The 21,140-nt window shown below is 66.4% G+C and carries 21 protein-coding genes; 10 read left to right on the top strand and 11 right to left on the bottom strand.

Annotated features, from left to right (window positions below; genetic code table 11):
• Positions 1-7: 7 nt before the first annotated feature.
• Positions 8-1,297 carry an SUMF1/EgtB/PvdO family nonheme iron enzyme gene (locus V9L20_RS03025; RefSeq protein ID WP_337295443.1) on the bottom strand — a complete coding sequence of 430 codons (1,290 nt, stop codon included), beginning with the start codon at positions 1,295-1,297 and terminating at the stop codon, positions 8-10.
• Positions 1,298-1,489: 192 nt separating this feature from the next.
• Here V9L20_RS03025 and V9L20_RS03030 point away from each other — a divergent pair, with 192 nt between their 5' ends.
• A complete protein-coding gene (locus tag V9L20_RS03030) occupies positions 1,490-2,089 on the top strand; it encodes a TRAP transporter small permease subunit (protein WP_258504994.1) in 600 nt (199 codons plus the stop codon).
• Between the two features lie 11 nt (positions 2,090-2,100).
• Positions 2,101-3,915 (top strand): TRAP transporter large permease, encoded by a 1,815-nt coding sequence (locus tag V9L20_RS03035; protein ID WP_337295444.1) that lies wholly within the window; start codon positions 2,101-2,103, stop codon positions 3,913-3,915.
• A 103-nt stretch (positions 3,916-4,018) separates the two neighbouring features.
• On the opposite strand, the gene V9L20_RS03040 is transcribed toward V9L20_RS03035, so the two are convergent.
• The 4 genes from V9L20_RS03040 to xseB form a co-directional block, all read right to left on the bottom strand.
• Positions 4,019-5,101, bottom strand: a complete 1,083-nt coding sequence (locus tag V9L20_RS03040; protein ID WP_126749767.1) for a TRAP transporter substrate-binding protein — start codon at positions 5,099-5,101, stop codon at positions 4,019-4,021.
• A 112-nt stretch (positions 5,102-5,213) separates the two neighbouring features.
• Entirely contained in the window at positions 5,214-7,070 is a 1,857-nt protein-coding gene (gene dxs, locus V9L20_RS03045) for a 1-deoxy-D-xylulose-5-phosphate synthase (RefSeq protein ID WP_337295674.1), read from the bottom strand.
• 39 nt (positions 7,071-7,109) lie between these two features.
• Complete coding sequence (locus V9L20_RS03050) at positions 7,110-8,024, bottom strand: polyprenyl synthetase family protein (RefSeq protein WP_337295445.1); 915 nt, start codon at positions 8,022-8,024, stop codon at positions 7,110-7,112.
• The gene (gene xseB / locus V9L20_RS03055) at positions 8,021-8,287 is read right to left on the bottom strand and encodes an exodeoxyribonuclease VII small subunit (RefSeq protein WP_126749770.1); all 267 of its coding nucleotides are present in this window, start codon (positions 8,285-8,287) and stop codon (positions 8,021-8,023) included. Before xseB ends, V9L20_RS03050 begins: the two co-directional genes overlap by 4 nt.
• A 283-nt stretch (positions 8,288-8,570) precedes the next feature.
• Here xseB and V9L20_RS03060 point away from each other — a divergent pair, with 283 nt between their 5' ends.
• Genes V9L20_RS03060 through V9L20_RS03090 form a run of 7 tightly spaced genes read left to right on the top strand, consistent with a single transcriptional unit; the run spans position 8,571 to position 14,850 of the window.
• Positions 8,571-9,713, top strand: a complete 1,143-nt coding sequence (locus V9L20_RS03060; RefSeq protein ID WP_337295446.1) for an aromatic ring-hydroxylating oxygenase subunit alpha — start codon at positions 8,571-8,573, stop codon at positions 9,711-9,713.
• A 22-nt stretch (positions 9,714-9,735) separates the two neighbouring features.
• A complete protein-coding gene (locus V9L20_RS03065) occupies positions 9,736-10,653 on the top strand; it encodes a DMT family transporter (RefSeq protein ID WP_337295675.1) in 918 nt (305 codons plus the stop codon).
• A gap of 37 nt (positions 10,654-10,690) precedes the next feature.
• Positions 10,691-11,599 (top strand): sulfurtransferase, encoded by a 909-nt coding sequence (locus V9L20_RS03070; protein WP_337295447.1) that lies wholly within the window; start codon positions 10,691-10,693, stop codon positions 11,597-11,599.
• A complete protein-coding gene (locus tag V9L20_RS03075) occupies positions 11,596-12,183 on the top strand; it encodes a DUF2796 domain-containing protein (protein WP_337295448.1) in 588 nt (195 codons plus the stop codon). The genes V9L20_RS03070 and V9L20_RS03075 overlap by 4 nt, the downstream gene beginning before the upstream one ends.
• 4 nt (positions 12,184-12,187) lie before the next feature.
• On the top strand, positions 12,188-12,934 hold the full coding sequence (locus V9L20_RS03080) for an ABC transporter ATP-binding protein (RefSeq protein WP_337295449.1): 747 nt from the start codon (positions 12,188-12,190) through the stop codon (positions 12,932-12,934).
• 10 nt (positions 12,935-12,944) lie between these two features.
• Positions 12,945-14,207: an ABC transporter permease gene (locus V9L20_RS03085; RefSeq protein ID WP_337295450.1), complete on the top strand. Its 1,263-nt coding sequence runs from the start codon at positions 12,945-12,947 to the stop codon at positions 14,205-14,207.
• A 4-nt stretch (positions 14,208-14,211) separates the two neighbouring features.
• Complete coding sequence (locus tag V9L20_RS03090; protein ID WP_337295451.1) at positions 14,212-14,850, top strand: DUF3299 domain-containing protein; 639 nt, start codon at positions 14,212-14,214, stop codon at positions 14,848-14,850.
• A 22-nt stretch (positions 14,851-14,872) separates the two neighbouring features.
• Here the strand turns inward: V9L20_RS03090 and V9L20_RS03095 are convergent, their stop codons facing one another.
• Positions 14,873-15,574: a helix-turn-helix domain-containing protein gene (locus V9L20_RS03095; RefSeq protein WP_258504976.1), complete on the bottom strand. Its 702-nt coding sequence runs from the start codon at positions 15,572-15,574 to the stop codon at positions 14,873-14,875.
• Positions 15,575-15,775: 201 nt separating this feature from the next.
• Between V9L20_RS03095 and V9L20_RS03100 the strand changes: the two genes are divergently transcribed.
• Positions 15,776-16,957 carry an NAD(P)/FAD-dependent oxidoreductase gene (locus V9L20_RS03100; protein WP_337295452.1) on the top strand — a complete coding sequence of 394 codons (1,182 nt, stop codon included), beginning with the start codon at positions 15,776-15,778 and terminating at the stop codon, positions 16,955-16,957.
• A 25-nt stretch (positions 16,958-16,982) separates the two neighbouring features.
• Here V9L20_RS03100 and V9L20_RS03105 read toward each other — a convergent pair whose 3' ends face one another.
• The 5 genes from V9L20_RS03105 to V9L20_RS03125 all read right to left on the bottom strand — a co-directional run bounded on the left by V9L20_RS03105 (position 16,983) and on the right by V9L20_RS03125 (position 21,086).
• Positions 16,983-17,198: a hypothetical protein gene (locus V9L20_RS03105; protein ID WP_126749779.1), complete on the bottom strand. Its 216-nt coding sequence runs from the start codon at positions 17,196-17,198 to the stop codon at positions 16,983-16,985.
• 133 nt (positions 17,199-17,331) lie between these two features.
• Positions 17,332-18,306, bottom strand: a complete 975-nt coding sequence (locus V9L20_RS03110; protein WP_337295453.1) for a ZIP family metal transporter — start codon at positions 18,304-18,306, stop codon at positions 17,332-17,334.
• Positions 18,307-18,411: 105 nt separating this feature from the next.
• Positions 18,412-19,311 (bottom strand): dienelactone hydrolase family protein, encoded by a 900-nt coding sequence (locus V9L20_RS03115; RefSeq protein ID WP_337295454.1) that lies wholly within the window; start codon positions 19,309-19,311, stop codon positions 18,412-18,414.
• Positions 19,312-19,442: 131 nt separating this feature from the next.
• Entirely contained in the window at positions 19,443-20,180 is a 738-nt protein-coding gene (locus V9L20_RS03120) for an aspartate/glutamate racemase family protein (protein ID WP_337295455.1), read from the bottom strand.
• Positions 20,181-20,198: 18 nt separating this feature from the next.
• Complete coding sequence (locus V9L20_RS03125) at positions 20,199-21,086, bottom strand: transporter substrate-binding domain-containing protein (protein WP_337295456.1); 888 nt, start codon at positions 21,084-21,086, stop codon at positions 20,199-20,201.
• Between the last annotated feature and the right edge of the window lie 54 nt (positions 21,087-21,140).

Consider the following 21,140-nt stretch of genomic DNA (forward strand, 5'->3'; position numbering starts at 1 on the left):
GGGCGAGTTACAGACTGCAGGTCCGGAAGCCGAAGAAACCGTCGTCGCGGCCCGGCAAGGCGAACCCGCGGCGGCGTGGTGAGCGCAGGCGTGCCCGGGTCGCGAAAGACGCGCCGCGCAGCACGCGGGCCTGGCCGAACGCAGGGGTCGGGTCGAACTCTCCGCCCCCGCTCCACGGGTCGGCCCTGAAGCCGGGCCATGGCCGCAGCGTACCCGCCGTCCATTCGTGCACGTCGGCCCAACGAAAGCCGCGCCGCGCGGCGGTGTGCGCCGCAATCTCCCATTCGACCTCGGTTGCGATGCGCCGGCCGGCCCAGCGCGCCCAGGCGTCGGCCTCCCACCAGCTCAGGTGAACGGCGCCGTGGTGGCCGGCCGCACGCACGGTTGCACCGAAACGGTGCTGAAGCACCGAGCCGCCGGTGCCGTTGCGCGCAGCGCCGATCTGCTCGACATGCCGCGGCCCGCGCCGTCCATCGATCTGCGCGGAGAGCCAGCGCCAGCCTTCGGGGTGCCAGAGCTCCTCGCGGTCATAGCCGCCTTCGTCGACGAACTCGATGAACTGGTTCCAGGTCACGGGCTGGGCATCGATCTCGAATTCGGGCACGTCGACGCGGTGCGCACCCTGCTCCTGCGCAAAGGCGAATCCGCCGCCGGCCGGCAGGCCGAGCTCCCATTGCGTGGAAGGCAGCACCAGCGGCTCGCGCGTGACCGAAACCGGCAGCGGCTCGATGCCGAGAGAGAGCCCCAGCGTCTGCGCCATCACGATGAACTGCTCGCCGCGCAGGTCCTCATGGAAAAGCGCGAGGCGATAGAAGTACAGGCCCGGGTCGGTCTCGGCCGCATGCTCGAGCAGCTCGAGCGTGCTTTCCAGCGTTTCGAGCAGGTAGGCCTTGGTCTGGCCGAGGTCCGGCAGGCCGGGCGCCCAGATCCGCTCCCGCGTGGCCTGGGCGGGGTCCCACCAGCTGTCGGCATGCGGATCGATGGCGGCCAGCCGCGTCGGGCGCACCGGGCAATCGGCGCCGAAGGCACGCTGCGTGTTGCGGCCGATCCACCATTCGGCAAACCAGCCGATGTGCCCGGCCAGCCAGACCGGCGGCACCACGCCCGCGTCTTCGGTGCGTGGCACCGCAAGATCGGGCGAACCCAGCGCCTCTTCATAAAGCGACAGCAGGTGAAGCGTGTGGTTGCGCGCGTCCATGAGGGCCAGCGACAGCAGCTCGCGGCCGGCTCGCCGCATGTCGGGCGAATCGATGGAGTGCGGCAGGCCCGTGGGCAGCAGGGGCGGCGACGATGGCATGTTTCATTATGGCGAGCCGCGGCACCAGCGTGGCGCACGGCGGGCGCGTCTACGGGAATACACCGCCCGGCCCCGCCTGAAAACGGCTTCCCGCGCCGATAAAATCGCGCGTCCGCAAAAGCTCCGACCGCCGCCTGCCGGCCGAGTCCGGGCCGCTTCTGCATCCAAGCATCCATTCTTCTGGAGAAGAGCATGAATTTCCTGCTCAGATTTTCGCGCGCGGTCGATTGGCTGAACGGCCAGATCGGCAAGTACGTGATCTGGCTCATCCTTGCGTCCACGGTCATCAGCGCCCTGAACGCGGTAGTCCGCAAGGCCTTCAACATCAGCTCCAACGCTTATCTCGAGGTTCAGTGGTACCTGTTCGCGGCATCGTTCCTGATTGCCGCGGGCTACACGCTGCTGAACCAGGAGCACGTGAAGGTCGACGTACTCGCCGGCAAGCTGTCCAAGCGCGGGCAGATCTGGATCGACATCATCGGCTTTGTCTTCTTTCTCACCCCGTTCTGCCTGGCCGTGCTCTGGTACGGCATTCCGTTCTTCATGCAGGGCTACCGCTCGGGCGAAATGTCGAACAACGCGGGCGGCCTGATCCGCTGGCCGATCTACGCAATGATTCCGCTCGGCTTCGGCTTGCTGATGCTGCAGGGGTGGTCCGAGCTGATCAAGCGCATTGCCTTCCTGCAGGGCCGCATCGAGGATCCGACGGCCAAGCGTGGCGAAAAAACGGCTGAAGAAGAGCTCGCCGAGTCGATCCGCCGGCTGGCCGAAGCCCAAACCAAATCCAGCTGAATCGGACCATCATGGAATTCATCATTCAGAACTACGCCCCGCTGATGTTCGCGGGCCTGATCTGCTTTCTGCTGGTCGGTTTCCCCGTTGCATTCAGCCTGGGCGCCTGCGGGCTGTTCTTCGGCTTCGTCGGCATCGAACTCGGGCTGTTGCCCGAAGCGCTGCTGCAGGCCATGCCGCTGCGGCTCTTCGGCATCATGCAGAACGACACGCTGCTGGCCATTCCGTTCTTCACCCTCATGGGGCTGATCCTCGAGCGCAGCGGCATGGCCGAAGACCTGCTCGAGACCATCGGCCAGCTGTTCGGCCCGATTCGCGGCGGCCTGGCGCTGGCCGTGGTGTTCGTGGGCGCGCTACTCGCGGCAACCACCGGCGTGGTGGCTGCATCGGTGATCTCGATGGGCCTGATCTCGCTGCCGATCATGATGCGCTACGGCTACGACCGGCGCCTGGCGACGGGCGTGATCGCGGCCTCGGGCACGCTGGCGCAGATCATTCCGCCTTCGCTGGTGCTGATCATCCTGGCCGACCAGCTCGGCCGCAGCGTCGGCGACATGTACAAGGGCGCCTTCCTGCCCGGCTTCCTGCTGATGGGCATGTACGCGCTCTACGTCATCCTGCTCGCGGTGTTCAAGCCGGCATGGGTGCCGGCGCTGCCGCCGGAAGCACGTACGATGCGCGAAGACAACGGCAAGAGCGGCGGCCCCTCGCTGCTGGTGCTCACCGCGGTCTGCGTGGTTGCGTCGGTGTGGTTCGCACGGCACATTGCCGACATCCACACGTGGTGGAAGGGCGAAGAAGTCACGCGCGTGGCCACCGACGAGACCATCGTCGTCTCCATGTGTGCCGGCGTGCTGCTGGCGCTGGTCATCGCGGTCATCAACCGCGTCACGCGCCTGGGCCTGCTCTCGCGCATGGCCGAGCGCGTGACCTTCGTGCTCATTCCGCCGCTGCTGCTGATCTTCCTGGTGCTCGGCACCATCTTCCTTGGCGTTGCAACGCCCACCGAAGGCGGCGCCATGGGTGCCATTGGCGCACTCATCATGGCCATGGTGCGCGGGCGCATGAGCATGTCGCTGCTCAAGCAGGCGCTCAACACCACCACCAAGCTGTCGTGCTTCGTGGTGTTCATCCTGATCGGCGCAACGATCTTCGGCCTGGTGTTCCAGGGCGTGGACGGACCGCGCTGGGTCGAGCACCTGCTGGCCAAGGTGCCGGGCGGCCAGCTGGGCTTCCTGATCGTGGTGAACGTCATGGTGTTCTTCCTGGCGTTCTTCCTCGACTTCTTCGAGTTGTCGTTCATCGTGGTGCCGCTCCTGGCCCCGGTGGCCGACAAGCTGGGCATCGACCTGATCTGGTTCGGCGTGCTGCTGGCTGTGAACATGCAGACCTCGTTCATGCATCCGCCGTTCGGCTTTGCGCTCTTCTACCTGCGCAGCGTGGCACCCACCAAGGCCTACAAGGACCGCGTCACGGGCCAGATGATCGAGCCCGTCACCACGATGCAGATCTACTGGGGTGCCGTGCCGTTCCTGCTGATCCAGCTGACGATGGTGGGCCTGATCATTGCGTTCCCGGGCATCGTGTCGAGCGGGCTGGACGAAAAAGAGGTCTACGACCTCGACAAGGTCATGCGCGAGATGGAAGCCAACATGCCGGGCTCTGCGCCCGAGATTCCCGCCCCCGAAGTGCCGGCGCCCGACGCGGGCACCGCGCCCGCACCGGAGTCCGGAGCCTCCGCGCCCGCGGGCGGTGCAGCGGCTCCCGCGGCCGAGGACGACCCGATGAAGGCCATGCTGGAATCGATGGAGCGGGAAAAGAAGTAAGCCCCCTCACCCGTGCTCCAGGGCCTGCGCACCGCGCGCAGGCCCCAGACGAAAAAAAGCCCGCGCGATGCGGGCTTTTTCTTTGCCGGGCCGAAGCCGCGTATCAGAGCTTCTGCTTGGACATGAAGTTGTCGAAAGCCGATTCGGCGAAGCGGAACCACAGCACCTGGTCGCGCTGGAACGTGCGCAGGTCGGCGTAGATCTTCTTCCACTCGGGGCTCTTGGCGTCGTTCTCTGCGAACACTTCCATCGAAGCCTTGAAGGACGCGTCGAGCACGGCCTGCGAGAACGGCAGCACCTTGGTCTTGGACGCCACCAGTTGCTTCAGCGCCGTGGGGTTCAGCGCGTCGTACTTGGCGAGCATGTCGGACGAAGCGACGGCCGCGGCGGCTTCCACGATGGCCTTGTTCTCTGCCGAGAGGCCGTCGAACGCCTTCTGGTTGATGAAGAAGTCCACTTCAGGACCGCCTTCCCACCAGCCGGGGTAGTAGTAGAACGGCGCAACCTTGTTGAAGCCGAGCTTCTGGTCGTCGTAAGGACCGACCCATTCGGCCGCATCCAGTGTGCCCTTTTCGAGCGACTGGTAGATCTCGCCGCCGGGAATGCTTTGCGGCACCGCGCCGAGCTTGGTCATCACGTCACCGATGAGGCCGCCGCCCAGGCGCATCTTCATGCCCTTGAAGTCGGCCGGCGACTTGATTTCCTTGCGGTACCAGCCGCCCATCTGGCAGCCCGTGTTGCCGCCGGCAAGGCTCAGCATGTTGTACTTGGCGTAGAACTCGTTCATGAGCTTGCGGCCGTTGCCGTGCATCATCCACGCGTTCATCTGGCGCGAGTTCAGGCCGAACGGAATGGCCGAGCCCAGCGCGAATGCGGGGTTCTTGCCGTAGAAGTAGTAAGGCACGGTGTGGCACATCTCGACCGAACCGTTTTGCACGCCGTCCACCACGCCGAAGGGAGGCATCAGCTCGCCGCCGGCGTGAACCGAGATCTCGAACTTGCCGCCCGACATGGCCTTGACCGCCTTGGCAAACACTTCCGCGCCGCCGTAGATGGTGTCCAGCGACTTGGGAAAGCTGGAGGCCAGGCGCCAGCGGACGGCGGCCTGCGCATGAACTGCGGGCGCAATGCCGGCGGCCAGAACGCCAGCGATGCCGGCGTTTTTAATGAGGGAACGACGATCCATTGAATTCACTCCGAGTGCATTGGAAAAAACGAAACGCGGCTTGTGGCCGCGTCGACGACTTTCGTAAGTCGTGGCGATTGTAAAAACCTGCTTACAGGCAACCCGCCGGGGTTTACCCTGCGACGGAGCCGAAGCGCCGAGCGATGGAGGCTTCGATGCCCGTCGCGTCGAGGCCGATGGACGCGAGCAGCTTGGCCGGATCGCCATGCTCGATGAAGCGGTCGGGCAGGCCCAGCTGCAGCACCGGCTTCTGAACGTTGGCCGCCTGCAACGCCTCGAGCACCGCACTGCCCGCGCCGCCCATCACCGCGCCTTCTTCGAGCGTGACGATGGCGTCGTGCGTGCCCGCCACCTGCAGCAGCAGCTCGACGTCGAGCGGCTTGGCCCAGCGCATGTTGACCACCGTCGCGTCGAGCGATTCGGCCGCGGTGAGCGCGGGGTACAGCAAGGTGCCGAACGCGAGGATCGCAATGCGCTTGCCTTCGCGGCGCACTTCGCCCTTGCCGAACGGCAATGCATCGAGCGCCAGGTGCGGCGTAACGCCGGCACCGGCCCCGCGCGGATAGCGCACGGCCACCGGATGGTTCTGTTCGTAGGCGCTCGACAGCAGCTGGCGGCATTCGCGCTCGTCGGCCGGGCACGCAATGCTCATGTTGGGAATGCAGCGCAGGAACGGAATGTCGTAGGCGCCCGCATGCGTGGCGCCGTCGGCACCCACCAGGCCCGCGCGGTCGAGCGCAAACACCACGGGCAGGTTCTGGATGGCAACGTCGTGAATCAGCTGGTCGTAGGCGCGCTGCAGAAAGGTCGAATAGATGGCAACCACCGGCTTCAGGCCTTCGCATGCAAGGCCGGCCGCGAAGGTCACGGCATGCTGCTCGGCAATGCCGACGTCGTAGTAGCGATCGGGAAAGCGCTGCTCGAACTCGACCAGCCCCGAGCCTTCGCGCATGGCCGGCGTGATGCCCACCAGGCGGCCGTCATGCGCTGCCATGTCGCAGAGCCACTGGCCGAAGACCTGCGTGAAGGTCTGCTTGGCCACGGCGACGGGCTTGACCAGCCCCACCTGAGGATCGAACTTGCCGGGGCCGTGATAGGCCACGGGGTCGGCCTCGGCCAGCTTGTAGCCCTGCCCCTTCTTGGTGACCACGTGCAGGAACTGCGGGCCGTCCAGGTGCTTGAGGTTTTCGAGCGTGGGCACCAGCGAATCGATGTCGTGCCCGTCGATGGGGCCCACGTAGTTGAAGCCGAACTGCTCGAACAGCGTGGCCGGAACCACCATGCCCTTGGCATGCTGCTCGAAGCGCTTGGCCAACTCGAACAGCGGCGGCGCGGCGCGCAGCACGCTCTTGCCCACGTTCTTGGCGGCGGCGTAGAAGTTGCCGCTCATCAGCTGCGCAAGGTAGCGGTTGAGCGCGCCCACTGGCGGGCTGATCGACATGTCGTTGTCGTTCAGGATCACCAGCAGCTTGCAGTCGCACACGCCGGCGTTGTTGAGCGCCTCGAAGGCCATGCCGGCCGTGAGCGCGCCGTCGCCGATGATCGCGACCGCATGGCGGTCTTCGCCCTTCTGCTTGGCGGCCATGGCCATGCCGAGCGCGGCCGAGATGCTGGTCGACGAGTGCGCGGTGCCGAAGGTGTCGTATTCGCTCTCGCTGCGCTGCGGAAAGCCCGAGATGCCGCCGATCTGCCGCAGCGTGGGCATGCGCTCGCGCCGGCCCGTGAGAATCTTGTGCGGATAGGTCTGGTGGCCCACGTCCCACACCAGGCGGTCGTGCGGCGTGTTGAACACATGGTGCAGCGCGACCGTGAGCTCTACCGTTCCAAGGTTGGAACTCAGGTGCCCGCCGGTGCGCGAGACGTTGTCGAGCACGCAGGCGCGCACTTCGTCGGACAGCTGCTTGAGCTGGGCCCGGTCGAACTGGCGGATGGGCGAGGGATCGTGGAGCGTGGGAAGCAGCGGGGCCATGGGAGCGTCGTGGTTCTTCTTGTCCATCTGTTCAGCAGTTCATCGGTCGCGGTCGACGACCATGTGGGCCAGCGCACGCAGTGCCGCGGTATCGGCGAGGCCGCTGCGCTCGAGTGCCGCGAGCGATTCGGCGAGCAGCTGTTTTGCCTGCGCACGCGCGCCGTCGAGGCCCCACAGCGAGACATAAGTGGGCTTGTCCGCGGCCGCGTCCTTGCCGGCCGTCTTGCCAAGGGTTTGCGAATCGGCGGTCACGTCGAGGATGTCGTCGACCACCTGGAACGCCAGACCAATGGCGGCGCCGTAGTCGCGCAGCGAGGCCAGCGCGGTGGGCGCCACGTTGGCGGCGCAGGCGGCACCCATCTCGACGCTGCCCTGCAGCAGCGCGCCGGTTTTCAGGCGGTGCATTTCACGCAACTGCGCTTCATTCAGCGCCAGGCCGACGCTGGCCAGGTCGATCGCCTGCCCGCCGGCCATGCCCTGGCTGCCTGCGGCACGCGCTAGCAGGCGGCACAGCGTGGCCTGGGTGGCTGCGGGAATCTCGTCGCCTTCGGGCGTCAGCAGTTCGAAGGCCAAGGCCTGCAAGGCATCGCCGGCCAGCAGCGCATCGGCCTCGCCGAATTTCACATGCACGGTGGGCTTGCCCCGGCGCAGAACGTCGTTGTCCATGCAGGGCAGGTCGTCGTGCACAAGTGAATAGGCATGGATGAGTTCGGTTGCGCAGGCCGCGCGCAGCGCCGCGGCCACATTGCCGCCCACCGCTTCGCTCGCGGCCAGCACCAGCAAAGGCCGCAGCCGCTTGCCGCCGTCGAGCACGGCATAGCGCATCGCGTCGCCGAGCAGCACCGGTGCATCGACGCCGACCCAGCGCGACAGCGCGGCTTCTACACGCGCCAGATGCGGTTCACTCCAGTTGGTGAGCCGCGCGGCGTCCCAGTCCACTACCGCGGCGCTCATTCGGCCGTCCAGGGCTTGAGGCTGCCCGCGTCCAGCACCTTGATCTGGTCTTCGACAGCCTGGAGCTTCTCGCGGCAAAAAGCGAGCAGCGCGGCACCGCGCTGGTAGCTGCCAAGCAACTGGTCGAGCGGCAGTTGGCCCGACTCGAGCTCTGCAACCAATTGTTCCAACTCCTGGAGCCCGGCTTCGTAGCTGGCCGGCAGCGGCCCGGTGTCGGGCGTGGGCGCCGGGCTGGAGGCGGCGGAAGAAGGGACCTTGGGCATGCGAGAGAACAAGTATGAAATCGGGCATTTTAGGGCGGGGAACCGAATGGCCGCCGGTCTTCCCGGAGCGCCCGGCAAAGGGCGCACCGATGAGCGGACGCCGCGGTTCCGGATCTGCCGCAATGGCATACGAAAGGCTGCGGGCACTGCGGTGCCCCCTTGGGTACAATCGCGTGTTCCCCTGCCGGCCGCGCCGGCACAACTCTTCGGGCCGTTGCCCTCCCAGACGGCGCCTTCCGTTTTTCTCTTTTTTCTCCCTGTGGGGAGCTTGGTCAGGTCCTCCATGTCTGATTTAAGTCTTCAACTGCAGCAGGCCACGAGCCAACTTCCAGTTTCCGCGTACTTCGACGAGTCGCTTTACGCGCGCGAAATGCAAACGCTGTTCGCGCAAGGTCCGCGCTACGTGGGCCATCGCCTGGCGGTGCCCGAACTGGGCGACTTCCACACGCTGCCGCAAGAGCACCAGGGCCGCGCGCTGGTGCACACGCCCAAGGGGGTGGAACTCATTTCCAACGTGTGCCGCCACCGGCAGGCGCTCATCCTGCAGGGCCGCGGCCAGCTCGACAACCAGACCGGCGGCAACATCGTCTGCCCGCTGCATCGCTGGACCTACGCCGCGAGCGACCCGCGCACCACGGGCACGCTGATCGGCGCGCCGCATTTCGACCAGGACCCCTGCCTCAACCTGCACAACTATCCGCTCACGGAGTGGAACGGCCTCCTGTTCGAGCGCGGCGCAAACGGCGTGGGGCGCGACGTGGCAGCCGACATGGCCGAGCTCGGCCCGCGCGCCGACCTTGACTTCACCGGCTACGCGCTCGATCGCGTCGAGCTGCACGAGTGCAACTACAACTGGAAGACCTTCATCGAGGTCTACCTCGAGGACTACCACGTCGGTCCGTTCCACCCCGGCCTCGGCAGCTTCGTGACCTGCGACGACCTGCGCTGGGAGTTCAACCGCAACTTCTCGGTGCAAACCGTAGGCGTGGCCAACCGGCTCGGCCGCGCGGGCAGCCCCATCTATCAAAAGTGGCAAGAGCAGCTGCTCAAGTACCGCGAGGGCAAGCCGCCGAAGTACGGCGCGATCTGGCTCACCTACTATCCGCACGTGATGATCGAGTGGTATCCGCACGTGCTCACGGTGTCGACACTGCACCCGGTGAGCCCCACCAAGACCCTCAACATGGTGGAATTCTTCTACCCCGAGGAAATCGTCGCCTTCGAGCGCGAATTCGTCGAGGCCCAGCAGGCCGCCTACATGGAAACCTGCGTGGAAGACGACGAGATTGCCGAGCGCATGGATGCCGGCCGCCGCGCGCTGATGCTGCGCGGCGACGACGAGAGCGGCCCCTACCAGAGCCCGATGGAAGACGGCATGCAGCAGTTCCACGAGTGGTACCGCGGCGCAATGCAGAACAACGCCTGAGTCCATAGTGCAAGCACTCTGGATGGTGCTCGGCGCCTTCTTGTTCGCCACCATGAGCGTGGTCGTCAAGATCGCCTCGGCCTGGTTCAACAGCGGCGAAATGGTGCTCGGCCGCGGCCTGATCGGCATCGTGTTCCTGTGGCTGCTGGCGCGCAACCGCGGCGTTTCCCTCGGCACCCGTTATCCCGGCATGCATGCCTGGCGCAGCATCATCGGCGTGGTGTCGCTCGGCGCGTGGTTCTATGCCATTGCCCACATGCCGCTGGCCACGGCCGTCACGCTCAACTACATGAGCAGCGTGTGGATTGCGGCCTTCCTGGTCGGCGGCACGCTGCTGGCCTGGGTGCCGGTGCCCGGGCGCGATGGCCGTGTCGAGCGCCCGCCGCTGCAGGGCACGCTCGCGCTGACCGTGCTGGCCGGCTTTGTGGGCGTGGTGCTCATGCTCAAGCCCAGCGTGGATGCGAGCCAGGGCTTTGCGGGACTGCTCGGCCTGCTGTCCGGCCTCACAGCCGCATTCGCGTACATGCAGGTGGTGGCGCTGTCGCGCATCGGCGAACCCGAACTGCGCACGGTGTTCTATTTCGCGGTCGGTTCGGCCGTGGCCGGCGCCTTTGCCACGGCCACGACCGGGTTTTCGGGTGGCAATTCTTGGACGTGGCAGCATGCGCTGTGGCTGCTGCCGATCGGCCTTTTGGCCGCGCTCGGGCAACTTTGCATGACGCGCGCCTATGCCACGGCCAAGACGCAGGCCGGCACGCTGGTGGTGGCCAACCTGCAGTACTCCGGCATCGTCTTCGCGGCGTTCTACAGCGTGGTGCTGTTCGACGACCGCATCGATGCCGCCGGCTGGGCCGGCATGGCGCTCATCATCGTGAGCGGCATCGCAGCCACCGTGCTTCGCCAGCGGGCAGTGCCCAAGGCGCCGGCCGAAGAACACTGAATCGCATCGAACCCCATCGACAACGAAGGAGCCCGCCATGTACACCACCCTCATCAGCGTCGAACAACTCCAGCAGCTGCAAGCCGGCGGTACGCCGCTCATGGTTTTCGACTGCAGCTTCGACCTCATGAAGCCCGACGCCGGCGCGCAGCAATATGCCGCCGCCCACATTCCGGGCGCCGTGTTTGCGAACCTCGACACCGATCTCAGCGCGAAGCACGGTGTGCCCGGTGCGCACGGCGACGTGGTGGTGGCCCAGGAAGACGGCGTGCCGGCCTCGGGCGGACGCCACCCGCTGCCGAGCCGCGAGAAGTTCGCGGCCTGGCTGTCGAGCATCGGTTTTTCGAACGAAATGCAGGCCGTGGTGTACGACCGCAACGGCGCCAACTATTGCGGCCGGCTCTGGTGGATGCTGAAGTGGATGGGCCACGACGCAGTGGCCGTGCTCGACGGCGGCCTGCAGGCATGGCAAGCCGCGGGCGGCGAAGTCACAAGCCGCGAGGAGCCTGCGCGCTTCCAGTCGAACTTTGTGCCGGGCGAGCCGCTCGCGCAACTCGTGACGACCGAAACGGTAGCGCGCCGGCTCGGCCAGCCTGACCAGCAGCTGATCGACGCGCGTGCCGCCGCGCGTTATCGCGGAGAGATGGAACCTCTGGACCCGATTGCGGGTCACATCCCCGGGGCTCTGAACCGGCCCTTCGCCGAAAACCTCGGCCCCGACGGCAAGTTCAAGCCGGCATCGCAATTGCGTGCCGAGTTCGAAGCGCTGCTCGCGGAACGCGATCCGGCGACGGTTGTCCACCAATGCGGCAGCGGCGTGAGCGCGGTGCCCAACCTGCTTGCGATGCAGATCGCAGGGCTTGGGACGACCGCGCTCTATGCCGGCAGCTGGAGCGAATGGAGCAACACGCCGGGGCTGCCGACCCGGCAAGGCGCAGAACCATGAAACACATCCGACTTCGACGCATTTCATCCGGACTCGCATTCGCAGCAGCTGCACTGTTTGCAGCACCCTTTCTTTCGATTTCCGCGCAGGCCCAGCAGCAGCACGCGCATGTGCACGGCCAGATCAAGCTCGACGTGGCCATCGACGGCCCCACGGTGGTGATCGACATGGAGTCGCCGCTCGACAACATCGTTGGCTTCGAGCGCGCGCCCAAGACGGCTGCCGAGAAGAAAACCGCCGAAGACGCCATCGCGCAATTGCGCGCAGCGGACAAGCTCTTTGTTGTCGACCCCGCCGCCAACTGCAAGCTCGGCCCGGTCGACCTGCGCTCCAGCGCGCTGGGCCTCGGCAACCCCGACCCGAACGAGCCACCCGGCCATGCGGACCTGGACGCCACCTTTTCTTTCAACTGCACCAACGCGGCCGCGGCCAAGTTCATCGACGTGAATCTGTTCACCGCCTTCAAGGGCACGCGCCAGATCGATTCGCAGATTGCTTCGGCCCAAGGGCAGTTCAAGCGCCAGCTCAAGCGCCCGGCCGGTGCGCAGGCGAGCCAGCCCGTGCGCCTTGGCTGGGGCAAGTGACACCGTGAGCATCGCCCCCGAGGCCGAGTCGGCGCCGCTGCGCGTTGTGCTCGCCGCCGAAGCGCTGTGCTTTGCGTGGCCTGGCATGAAAACGCCCTGCATCGACATCGAGGCCTTGCGCATCACGGCCGGGGAACTGGTCTTCTTGCACGGCCCGAGCGGCTGCGGCAAGAGCACGCTGCTGTCGCTCCTGGCCGGCGTGCTGGTGGCGGACGAAGGCCGCGTCACGCTGCTGGGGCACGACTGGTCGCAGCTCTCCGGCGCCGCGCGCGACCGCTGCCGTGTTGCGCACGTGGGCTATATCTTTCAGCAGTTCAACCTGCTGCCGTACCTGAGCGTGCTCGACAACGTGCTGCTGCCCTGCCGCTTCTCGCAGCGGCGCGAGGCGCAGGCCGCTCGCGGTGGCAGCTCCCGTGAACAGGCCGAACACCTGCTCGACCAGATGGGTCTCGACCACAACCTGTGGAAGCGCCAGGCCATGCAGTTGTCGGTCGGCCAGCAGCAGCGCGTGGCGGCCGCGCGCGCGCTCATCGGCCATCCCGAGGTGGTGATTGCCGACGAGCCCACTTCCGCACTCGACGAAGACCGGCGCGAGGCCTTTCTCGACGTGCTGCTGACGGCCTGCGCAACCAACCAGAGCGCGCTGGTGTTCGTGAGCCATGACCAGCGCATTGCGCAGCGCTTTGCACGGCATGTGCTGCTGCCCGACATCAATCGCGCAGCAACCGCGGCAATGGCGGCGGACGCATGAAGGCACGCCGATGAGCGCCCTTTTTTCCATTGCCTGGCGCAGCGCCTGGAACCGGCGCTTCACGCTCGCGCTCACCGTGTTCTCGATTGCGCTGTCGACCTTTCTGCTGCTGGGTGTGGAGCGCATCCGCACCGAGCTGCGCGAGAACTTCGCGTCCTCCGTCTCGGGCACCGACCTGATCGTGGGTGCGCGCACGGGCTCCACGCAGCTGCTGCTGTATTCGGTGTTTCGCATCGGCGCGGCCACCAACAACATCTCGTGGAAGAGCGTGCAGGCGTTGGCCGCGCACCAGGGCGTCGACTGGGTGGTGCCGCTTTCGCTCGGCGATTCGCACCGCGGCTTCTCGGTGCTGGCCACCTCGCCCGAATACTTCACCCGCTTTCGCTACGGCAACCGCCAGTCGCTGCAGCTGCGCGAGGGCAAGCCCTTCAGCGCGCTGTTCGATGCGGTGGTGGGCGCCGAAGTGGCCGACAAGCTCGGCTACCACGTCGGCCAGAAGATCACCCTTGCCCACGGCAGCGGCGAGCTCAATTCGGCCGAACATGCCGACAAGCCCTTCACGGTGGTGGGCGTGCTCGCCCGCACCGGCACGCCGGTCGACCGCACGGTGCACATCGGACTCGAGGCCATGGAGGCCATTCATCTCGAATGGGTGGGCGGCGCGCCGATGCCCGGCGTCAAGATCCCGGCCGAGCAGGTGCGCAAGTTCGACCTCACGCCCAAGAACGTGACGGCCGCGCTCGTGGGCCTGAAGAGCCGCTCCGCCGTGTTCGGCGTGCAGCGCTGGATTTCCACCTACAACGGCGAACCGCTGATGGCCATCCTGCCGGGCGTGGCGCTCGACGAACTGTGGAGCGTGATCGGCATCGGCGAAAACGCATTGCTGCTGATGTCGGCACTGGTCGCACTGGTGAGCCTTGCGGGCCTTGTCTCAGTGGTGATGGCGAGCCTGAACGAGCGGCGGCGCGAACTTGCCGTGCTGCGCGCCGTGGGCGCCGGCCTGCGCCAGGTGCTGGCGCTGCTTGCACTCGAGGGCGCCATGGTCACCGTGCTGGGCGTGGCGCTGGGTGTGGTCATGGCGGTGCTGGGCATTGCCCTGCTCGCGCCATGGCTGCAGTCGCAGTTCGGGCTGACACTGAGCCTTTCAGAACCTACACTGAACGAATGGCTGCTGATGGCGAGCCTGCTGGTGGCCGGCTGGCTTGCCAGCTTGCTGCCCGGCGTTCGTGCCTACCGGCTCTCTCTTGCCGACGGTCTCTCACCCAGGATTTGAAACCATGCGCATTGCAAAGAAGACCCCCACGTTCCGAGCTTTCACCCGGCTTTCGATGCTGCTCGCCGGTGCGGGCCTCGCAGCCGCGACATGGGCCGCCGACCCCGCGCCCAAGGACACGACCGCATCGAACCCACTCGGCGGCAAGGCCGCACCTGCTGCTGCAGCCAAGGGCACGCCGGGCCAGCCGCGCCAGATCACCTGGGAAGAACTGGTGCCGAAAGACTGGGACCCGGCCAAGGAGTTCAAAGGCATGGACCTGAGCTCGCTCAACGACGGCGACCCGCGCGCCAACGAGCTGCTCATGAAGATGCAGGAAGTGTCGAACAACGCGCCGACCAATCCCGCGATGAACGGCGCCGAGATCAAGATCCCGGGCTTCATCGTGCCGCTCGAAGAAGCCAAGGGCGAAGTGACCGAGTTCCTGCTCGTGCCCTACTTCGGCGCCTGCATTCACACGCCGCCGCCGCCGGCCAACCAGATCCTGCACGTGGTCACGTCAAAGGGCGCCAAGTTCCGCGCCATGGACACCGTGTGGGTCACCGGCAAGCTGCAGACCATGCGCAACGACTCGATGATGGGCGTGAGCGGCTATCACGTGAACGCGACGAGCGTCACCAAGTATTCGGGCGGCGCCAAGTAGACCGGCCCAGTGGCGCGACGCCTCAGCGGGCCTTGCGTACCGGCTTTGGAGCGGGCGCCTCAGGCGCCTCGCGCGCCGACTTCATGTGCCCGCTTTCCGCCGTGGTCATGCCCACGATCTTTGCAAGCTGCCGGCTGACGCTCACGTAGGCGTGGCCGATGCGGCTGTCGAAATACAGCGAATCGCCGCGCGCAAGGCGCACCACCTTGCCGTTGTCGAAATGCACTTCGATCTCGCCTGAAAGCACATAGGCGAACTCTTCTCCCGCATGCCTCACGAAGTCCTCGGGCCCGTGAATGCGCCGCGCGTGCACGGTGCCGACGATCGGGCTCATCTGCTTGCCTGCGGCCGTGGTGCCCAGGAACTCGTAGGCGATTGAAAGGCCGCGGTACACCACGCCCTTGCCCGCGCGCGTGACCACCGGCCCGTCGAGCTGCGCGGGCTTGACGCCGGCACCCGCGAACATCGCGTTCATGTCCATCTCGAGCGCGCGGCCCAGCGCGGTGAAGTTCTCGTACCCGAGCGCGAGTTGCCCGCGTTCCGCGCGCGAGATGGTGGTGATCGACACGCCCGAGCGCTCGGCCAGCTGCGCCAGCGTCCAGCCGAAGCGCTTGCGCGCGGTGCGCAGGCGGTTGCCGAAGGTGGTGCGGTCCAGCGCCGGCTGTTCGTCCTTCGGCTTTGTCCCCGGCTTGGCTCGCGGCTTGTTGCCCGTGTGTGGATTCACGCTTGGCTTTCTCTTGTAGTGCAGCACGATTCTGCCAGTCCAGTGCCCGAATCCGTGCCACGGTACCCGCAGCCGATGCACGGAAATTGCGTATGCGCAAATTGCGGAGACGCAAATTTCACCACCATGGTGCGTCCCACCTCCTCTCAGCAGGCCCGGGGCAAATTTGCGTATACGCAAATTTCTACCTACACTCCGCCAATGACTTCCAACACACCAGCGCCCGTTGCGGCCGACTATCTCGTGATTGGCGGCGGCATTGCCGGTGCCTCGGTGGCATACTGGCTCGCGCCGCATGCCCGCGTGATCCTGCTCGAACGCGAGGCCCAGCCCGGCTACCACTCCACCGGCCGCTCGGCCGCGCTTTTCATGGAAAGCTACGGCACGGCGCAGGTGCGCGCGCTCACCATGGCAAGCCGCGCGTTTCTCGAACATCCGCCAGAGGGCTTTGCCGAGCACCCGCTGCTCACGCCGCGCGGCGCGTTGATGGTGGCCGACGCCGATCATGTGGCCGAGCTCGAAGCCCACTGGGAGGTGCTGCGCGCCATGAACACCGGCGCACAGCGGCTCAGCAGCGAAGAAGCCATCGAGATGGTGCCGGCGCTGCGGCCCGAACAGGTGGCGGGCGGCGTCTATGAGCCCGATGCGTCCGACATGGACGTGCACGCCATCCACCAGGGCTATCTGCGCGGCATGCGGCAGGCCGGCGGCAAGCTAGTGTGCGACGCCGGCGTGACCGCGCTCGAGCGCGTGGACGACCGCTGGCGCGTGACGGCAGGCGACGTCGTCTACGAAGCGCCGGTGGTCATCAACGCGGCGGGCGCGTGGGTCGACACCATTGCGCAACTGGCGGGCGTGCGGCCCATCGGCATCGAGCCGCGGCGGCGCTCGGCCTTCATCTTCGCGCCGCCCGAAGGCAGCAACGTGGCGCACTGGCCCATGGTGTTCAGCGCCGATGAAGGCTGGTACATCAAGCCCGACGCCGGCATGCTGCTCGGTTCTCCGGCCAATGCCGATCCGGTCGAACCGCAGGACGTGCAGCCCGAAGAGCTGGACGTCGCCTTCGCCATCCACCGCATCGAGGAAGCCACCACGCTCACCATTCGCCGCCCCACCCGCACCTGGGCGGGCCTGCGTTCCTTCGTGGCCGACGGCGACCTGGTGGGCGGCTTCGAGCCAGAGGCGCCCGGCTTCTTCTGGCTTGCGGCGCAGGGTGGCTATGGCATCCAGACTTCGGCAGCCATGGGCGAGGCATGTGCGGCACTCGCGCGGGGCCTGCCTGTGCCGCAGCGCATTGCGGGCTTCGGTCTTACGGCCGAAATGCTCGGCCCGCAGCGCTTGCGTGCAGCAGCGGCAGCAGCGGCTGCGGCAACAGCTGGATAGCTCGAGAGAGCTCGTCGAAAGCGGCTTAGTCGGGCGCGTTCATCACGCGGGCAAACTCTTCGTCCGCCGGCACGTTGTCGGCGTCGAGTTCGCTGGCATCGGTCAGGTCGATGCCGGTTGCATCCGACAGGTCGTCCGCGGCTTCCGATTCCGATTCCTCGAAGTCGTCGACAGGCGAATCGTCGTCGTCATCTTCGGGCGATGGCGGAGCGGGGCGCTTCTTGGCGTCGACGTTGTTCATGATCGGTTCCTCGGCGATGGGATGAGCGAGACATTCGTCAGACCCCCAATGTTGCACCTCTTTCAGGTGCCGTGCGTCAATTCCCCGGAACAGCGTCGGTTTCGGAACGTATCCATCGAGCCGGCGCTGTAGGTCAGTCCTTGTGCGCCGGGGCTCCTTCGCCTTCGTGAGAATGGCCGTGCTCCGAGTGGCCGTGCTCGGCGTGACCGTGTTCCGAGTGGCCATGATCGTGCTCGCCGTGCGCAAGCCGGCTCACGAGCGTGACGAGTGCAATGCCCACCACCAGCCACACGATCTGCGCCGCGGTCTGCCGTGCGGGCAGGCGCTTTTGCAATTGTGGAATCAGGTCGGCCAGCGCCACGTAGACGAAGCTGCTGCTGGCCAGCACCAGGAAGTAAGGCAACCAGCCGTGCAGCTGGTCGACCAGCCACCATCCGACGATGCCGCCCAGCATGGTCATGGTGCCGGCGAGCGACACCTTGACCAGCGCCGCGCGCTGGTTGGCCGAGCTCTGGCGCAGCACGACAAGGTCGCCGATGTGGTGCGGCACCTCGTGCGCGAGCACCGCAATGGCGGCCACCAGGCCAAGGCGGATGTCCGCGATGAAGGCCGACGCAATCAGGATGCCGTCGCCGAAGCAGTGCACGCTGTCGCCGGTGAGCACGGCCCAGCCGCCGCCCGCGCGAGGCGCGTGGCTGTGCGAATGGCCGTGGTCGGCGTGGTCATGGTCGTGGGCGTGGCCGTGCGCATGATCGTGCGCGGCGTGATTCGCTTGGTGCCCTGCGCCGACCGGCCCTGGCGCGGGGCTGCCATGGTGATGCTCGTGCCCGTGGTGCCAGAGCTCGGCCTTGTCGAGCAGAAAGAAGAACACCAGGCCGAACAGCAGCACGCCGAACAGCAGCGCGGGCTGAATGCGGCTTTCGAAGGCCTCGGGCAACAGGTGCATGAACGCGGTGGCAAGCAGCGCCCCCGCAGCCAGGCTCAGCAGGTGCTGCGAATTCACTCCGCCCGAGCCGCTGCGCACGCCCACGCGCAAGAGCAAGGCCGCGAGCCACACGCTTCCGATGCCGGCAACCAGGGTCGCCGCGATGATCACTATCAAATTCATAGCTGCTTGCGCAATTTCGATGGGCACCGACGCCCGACAACGTTCATAAAAAGAGAAAGGCCGTCACGTGGACGGCCTTCGGCGGTGAGTGGCTACAGGCCGTCGTCAGACGACGCCATTGGCTTTGAACCAGGCCGTGGCTCGCTGCCATCCGTCATCGGCCGAGCTCTTCACATAGCTCGGGCGGTAGTCGGCATGGAACGCGTGGCCTGCTTCGGGATACACGACGAAGCTCGAAGCCTTGGCAGCCGGGGTTCCATTTGCCAACGCTGCTTTCATCTTATCAACCGTGTCAAGCGGGATGCCCTGGTCTTTTCCGCCGTACAAGCCGAGCACCGGCGCCTGCAGGCTGGCCGCCACATCGACGGGGTGCCTGGGCGTCAATTCGCTCGGCTGGCCGACCAGGCGGCCGTACCAGGCTACGCCGGCCTTGACCTTGCCGGTGGCGGCATAGAGCCACACGATGCGGCCGCCCCAGCAGAAGCCGGTGATGCCTGCCTTGGCAACATTGCCGCCGTTGGCCGCGGCATACGCGAGCGCGCCGTCCAGGTCGGCCATGACCTGCGCATCGGGCACCTTGGTCACGATGTCGGCCTGCAGCTTGGGAATGTCGGTGTAGCCGCGCGGATCGCCCTGGCGCGCATAGAGCTCGGGGGCAATGGCCAGGTAGCCGAGCTGCGCAAAGCGGCGGCAGGTGTCGGCAATGTATTCGTGCACGCCGAAGATTTCCTGGATCACCAGGATCACCGGCAGGCCGGTCTTGCCGGCCGGCGCGGCCGCATAGCCGGGCACCTCGAAGCCGTTGACGGTGTATTTGATCGGCCCGGCCTTCAGGCCCTCGGCCGAGGTGCTGACGGCGGTCTGTGCCACGACCGGCATCACGGCGGCCGCATAGCCCACGCCGATGGCGGCCTTGAGTGCGGTGCGGCGCGTGGCGCCCTGCTCTGTGCTCTCGCCGGGGCGAAGCGAATCGAAATCGGAACGGCTGTCGTCGCGAAGGGACATGGGAAGGGCTCCAGTTGAATCGTCGGACAAGGGACATGCGTGAAAACGCACGCCGCAATGTAGGCGAATTCAGCGCGGTCCGTATCCCAAGGGCCCGGATGTCAACAGGGTTGCAGTGCGGCCTAAAGTCTTCAGTCGCGATAGGCGCGGCGCGCCAATGCGGCGGCCAGTACCTGCGCCGGATCGACCAGGTTCAGCCCGGCGACCGCGGTCGAGCCCTGCAGGCCGAGCGGCACCTCGGTGCAGCCCATGATGATGGTGACCGGCCCGTGGCGTTCCGCGAGCCGCAGCGCCACCTGCGAAAAACATTCTTCGGCCAGCCGCATGTTTCCGGCCTTCACGCCGTCGAAGATGCCGCGCGTGATGATGCGGCGTTCTTCCTGCAGCGGCACAAGGCAATCGAGCCCCGCTTCGGCCAGCGCATGTTCATAGAGGCGCACGCGGTAGGTGCCCTCGGTGGCCATCAGCGCCACATTGCCTGCCCCTTGCGCGGCAAGATGCTGCGCCACCTCGCGCGCCATGTGCAGCAGTTCCACCTGCGGAAAACGTTCCTGCAGCCGCGAATGCCAGGCATGCGCGGTGTTGCAGGCAATGGCCACGGCCCGGCTGCCCAGCGCGGCCAGCCGCCCCAGTGCCTGCAGCATCGGCTCGAGCGGCTGGTGCGCGCCGGTTTCTGCCGAACCCAGCGCGTCGGTTCGGTCAGGCACCGGCACCTGCGCCAGCCAGTGCTCCGGAAAGGACTGGTCCCGCACCGGCTCCCCGCGAGCGCGCATCTGCTGGGCGCAGGCCTGCACGAAGAGCCGGACGAAGTCCGCCCCCGCCGCAGGGCCCATGCCGCCCAGAATGCCCACTACGTTCGTCGAAGCCATTGCGTACGTCCACTCGCGTCAGGTCGCCGGTTTGTCGGACGGCGTCTTGAGGTTGTCCTTGAGCTGCTGGCTCATGGGCAGATTCAGCGGCACGTTCTTCGGCGGGATCGGCGACATGAACCACTTGGTATAGAGCTTCTCGAACTCGCCGCTCTTCATCATGCCGGTGAAGGTGTCGTCCACCAGCTTCTTGAAGACCGGGTCGTCCTTGGGCAGCATGCAGGCATAGGGCTCGACCTGCAGCGCCTCGCCCACCACTTCGTAGTCGGCCGGGTTCTTGGCGTTGGCAATCAGGCCGAACAGCAGGATGTCGTCCATGGCAAACGCCACGGCGCGGTCGCTTTCCACCAGCAGGAAGGCGTCGGCGTGGTCCTTGCCGAGCACGATGTCCATGTCGAGGTTCTTCTCGGTGTTGTACTTGCGCATGACCAGCGCGTTGGTGGTGCCGGTGGTGCTGGCCACCGTCTTCTTGGCCAGGTCGGCGTAGTCCTTGATCTTGGAGGACTTCTTGGTCAAGAGGCGCGTGCCGGTGTAGAAGTGATTGACGGCAAAGGCCACGTCCTTGCCGCGCGCGGTGTTGTTGGTGGTGGAGCCGCACTCCAGGTCCACCGTGCCGTTGGTGATCAGCGGAATGCGGTTCTGCGAGGTCACCGGCATCAGCTGTACCTGCAGGTTGGGCTTGTTGAGCTTTTTCTTCACCGCCTCGACCACGGCGTTGGAGAGTTCGACCGAGAAACCGATTGGCTTGTTGGGGCCGTCCAGGTAGCTGAAGGGCACCGACGACTCGCGGTAGGCGAGCGTGATCTTGCCGGACTCGGCGATCTTGGCCAGCGTGTCGGCGGCCTGGACGCCGGTGGCGGTAAGCAGCACCACGGCAGCAGCGGCCACCAATGCGGAGAGTTTCATGCGAGCCTTCTTCAGTTGGTTGAACAGAGCGACCAGTGTAAGAAGGAGTGACAC

This window comes from Variovorax sp. CCNWLW225, from assembly GCF_037204045.1.
Classification (GTDB): domain Bacteria; phylum Pseudomonadota; class Gammaproteobacteria; order Burkholderiales; family Burkholderiaceae_C; genus Variovorax.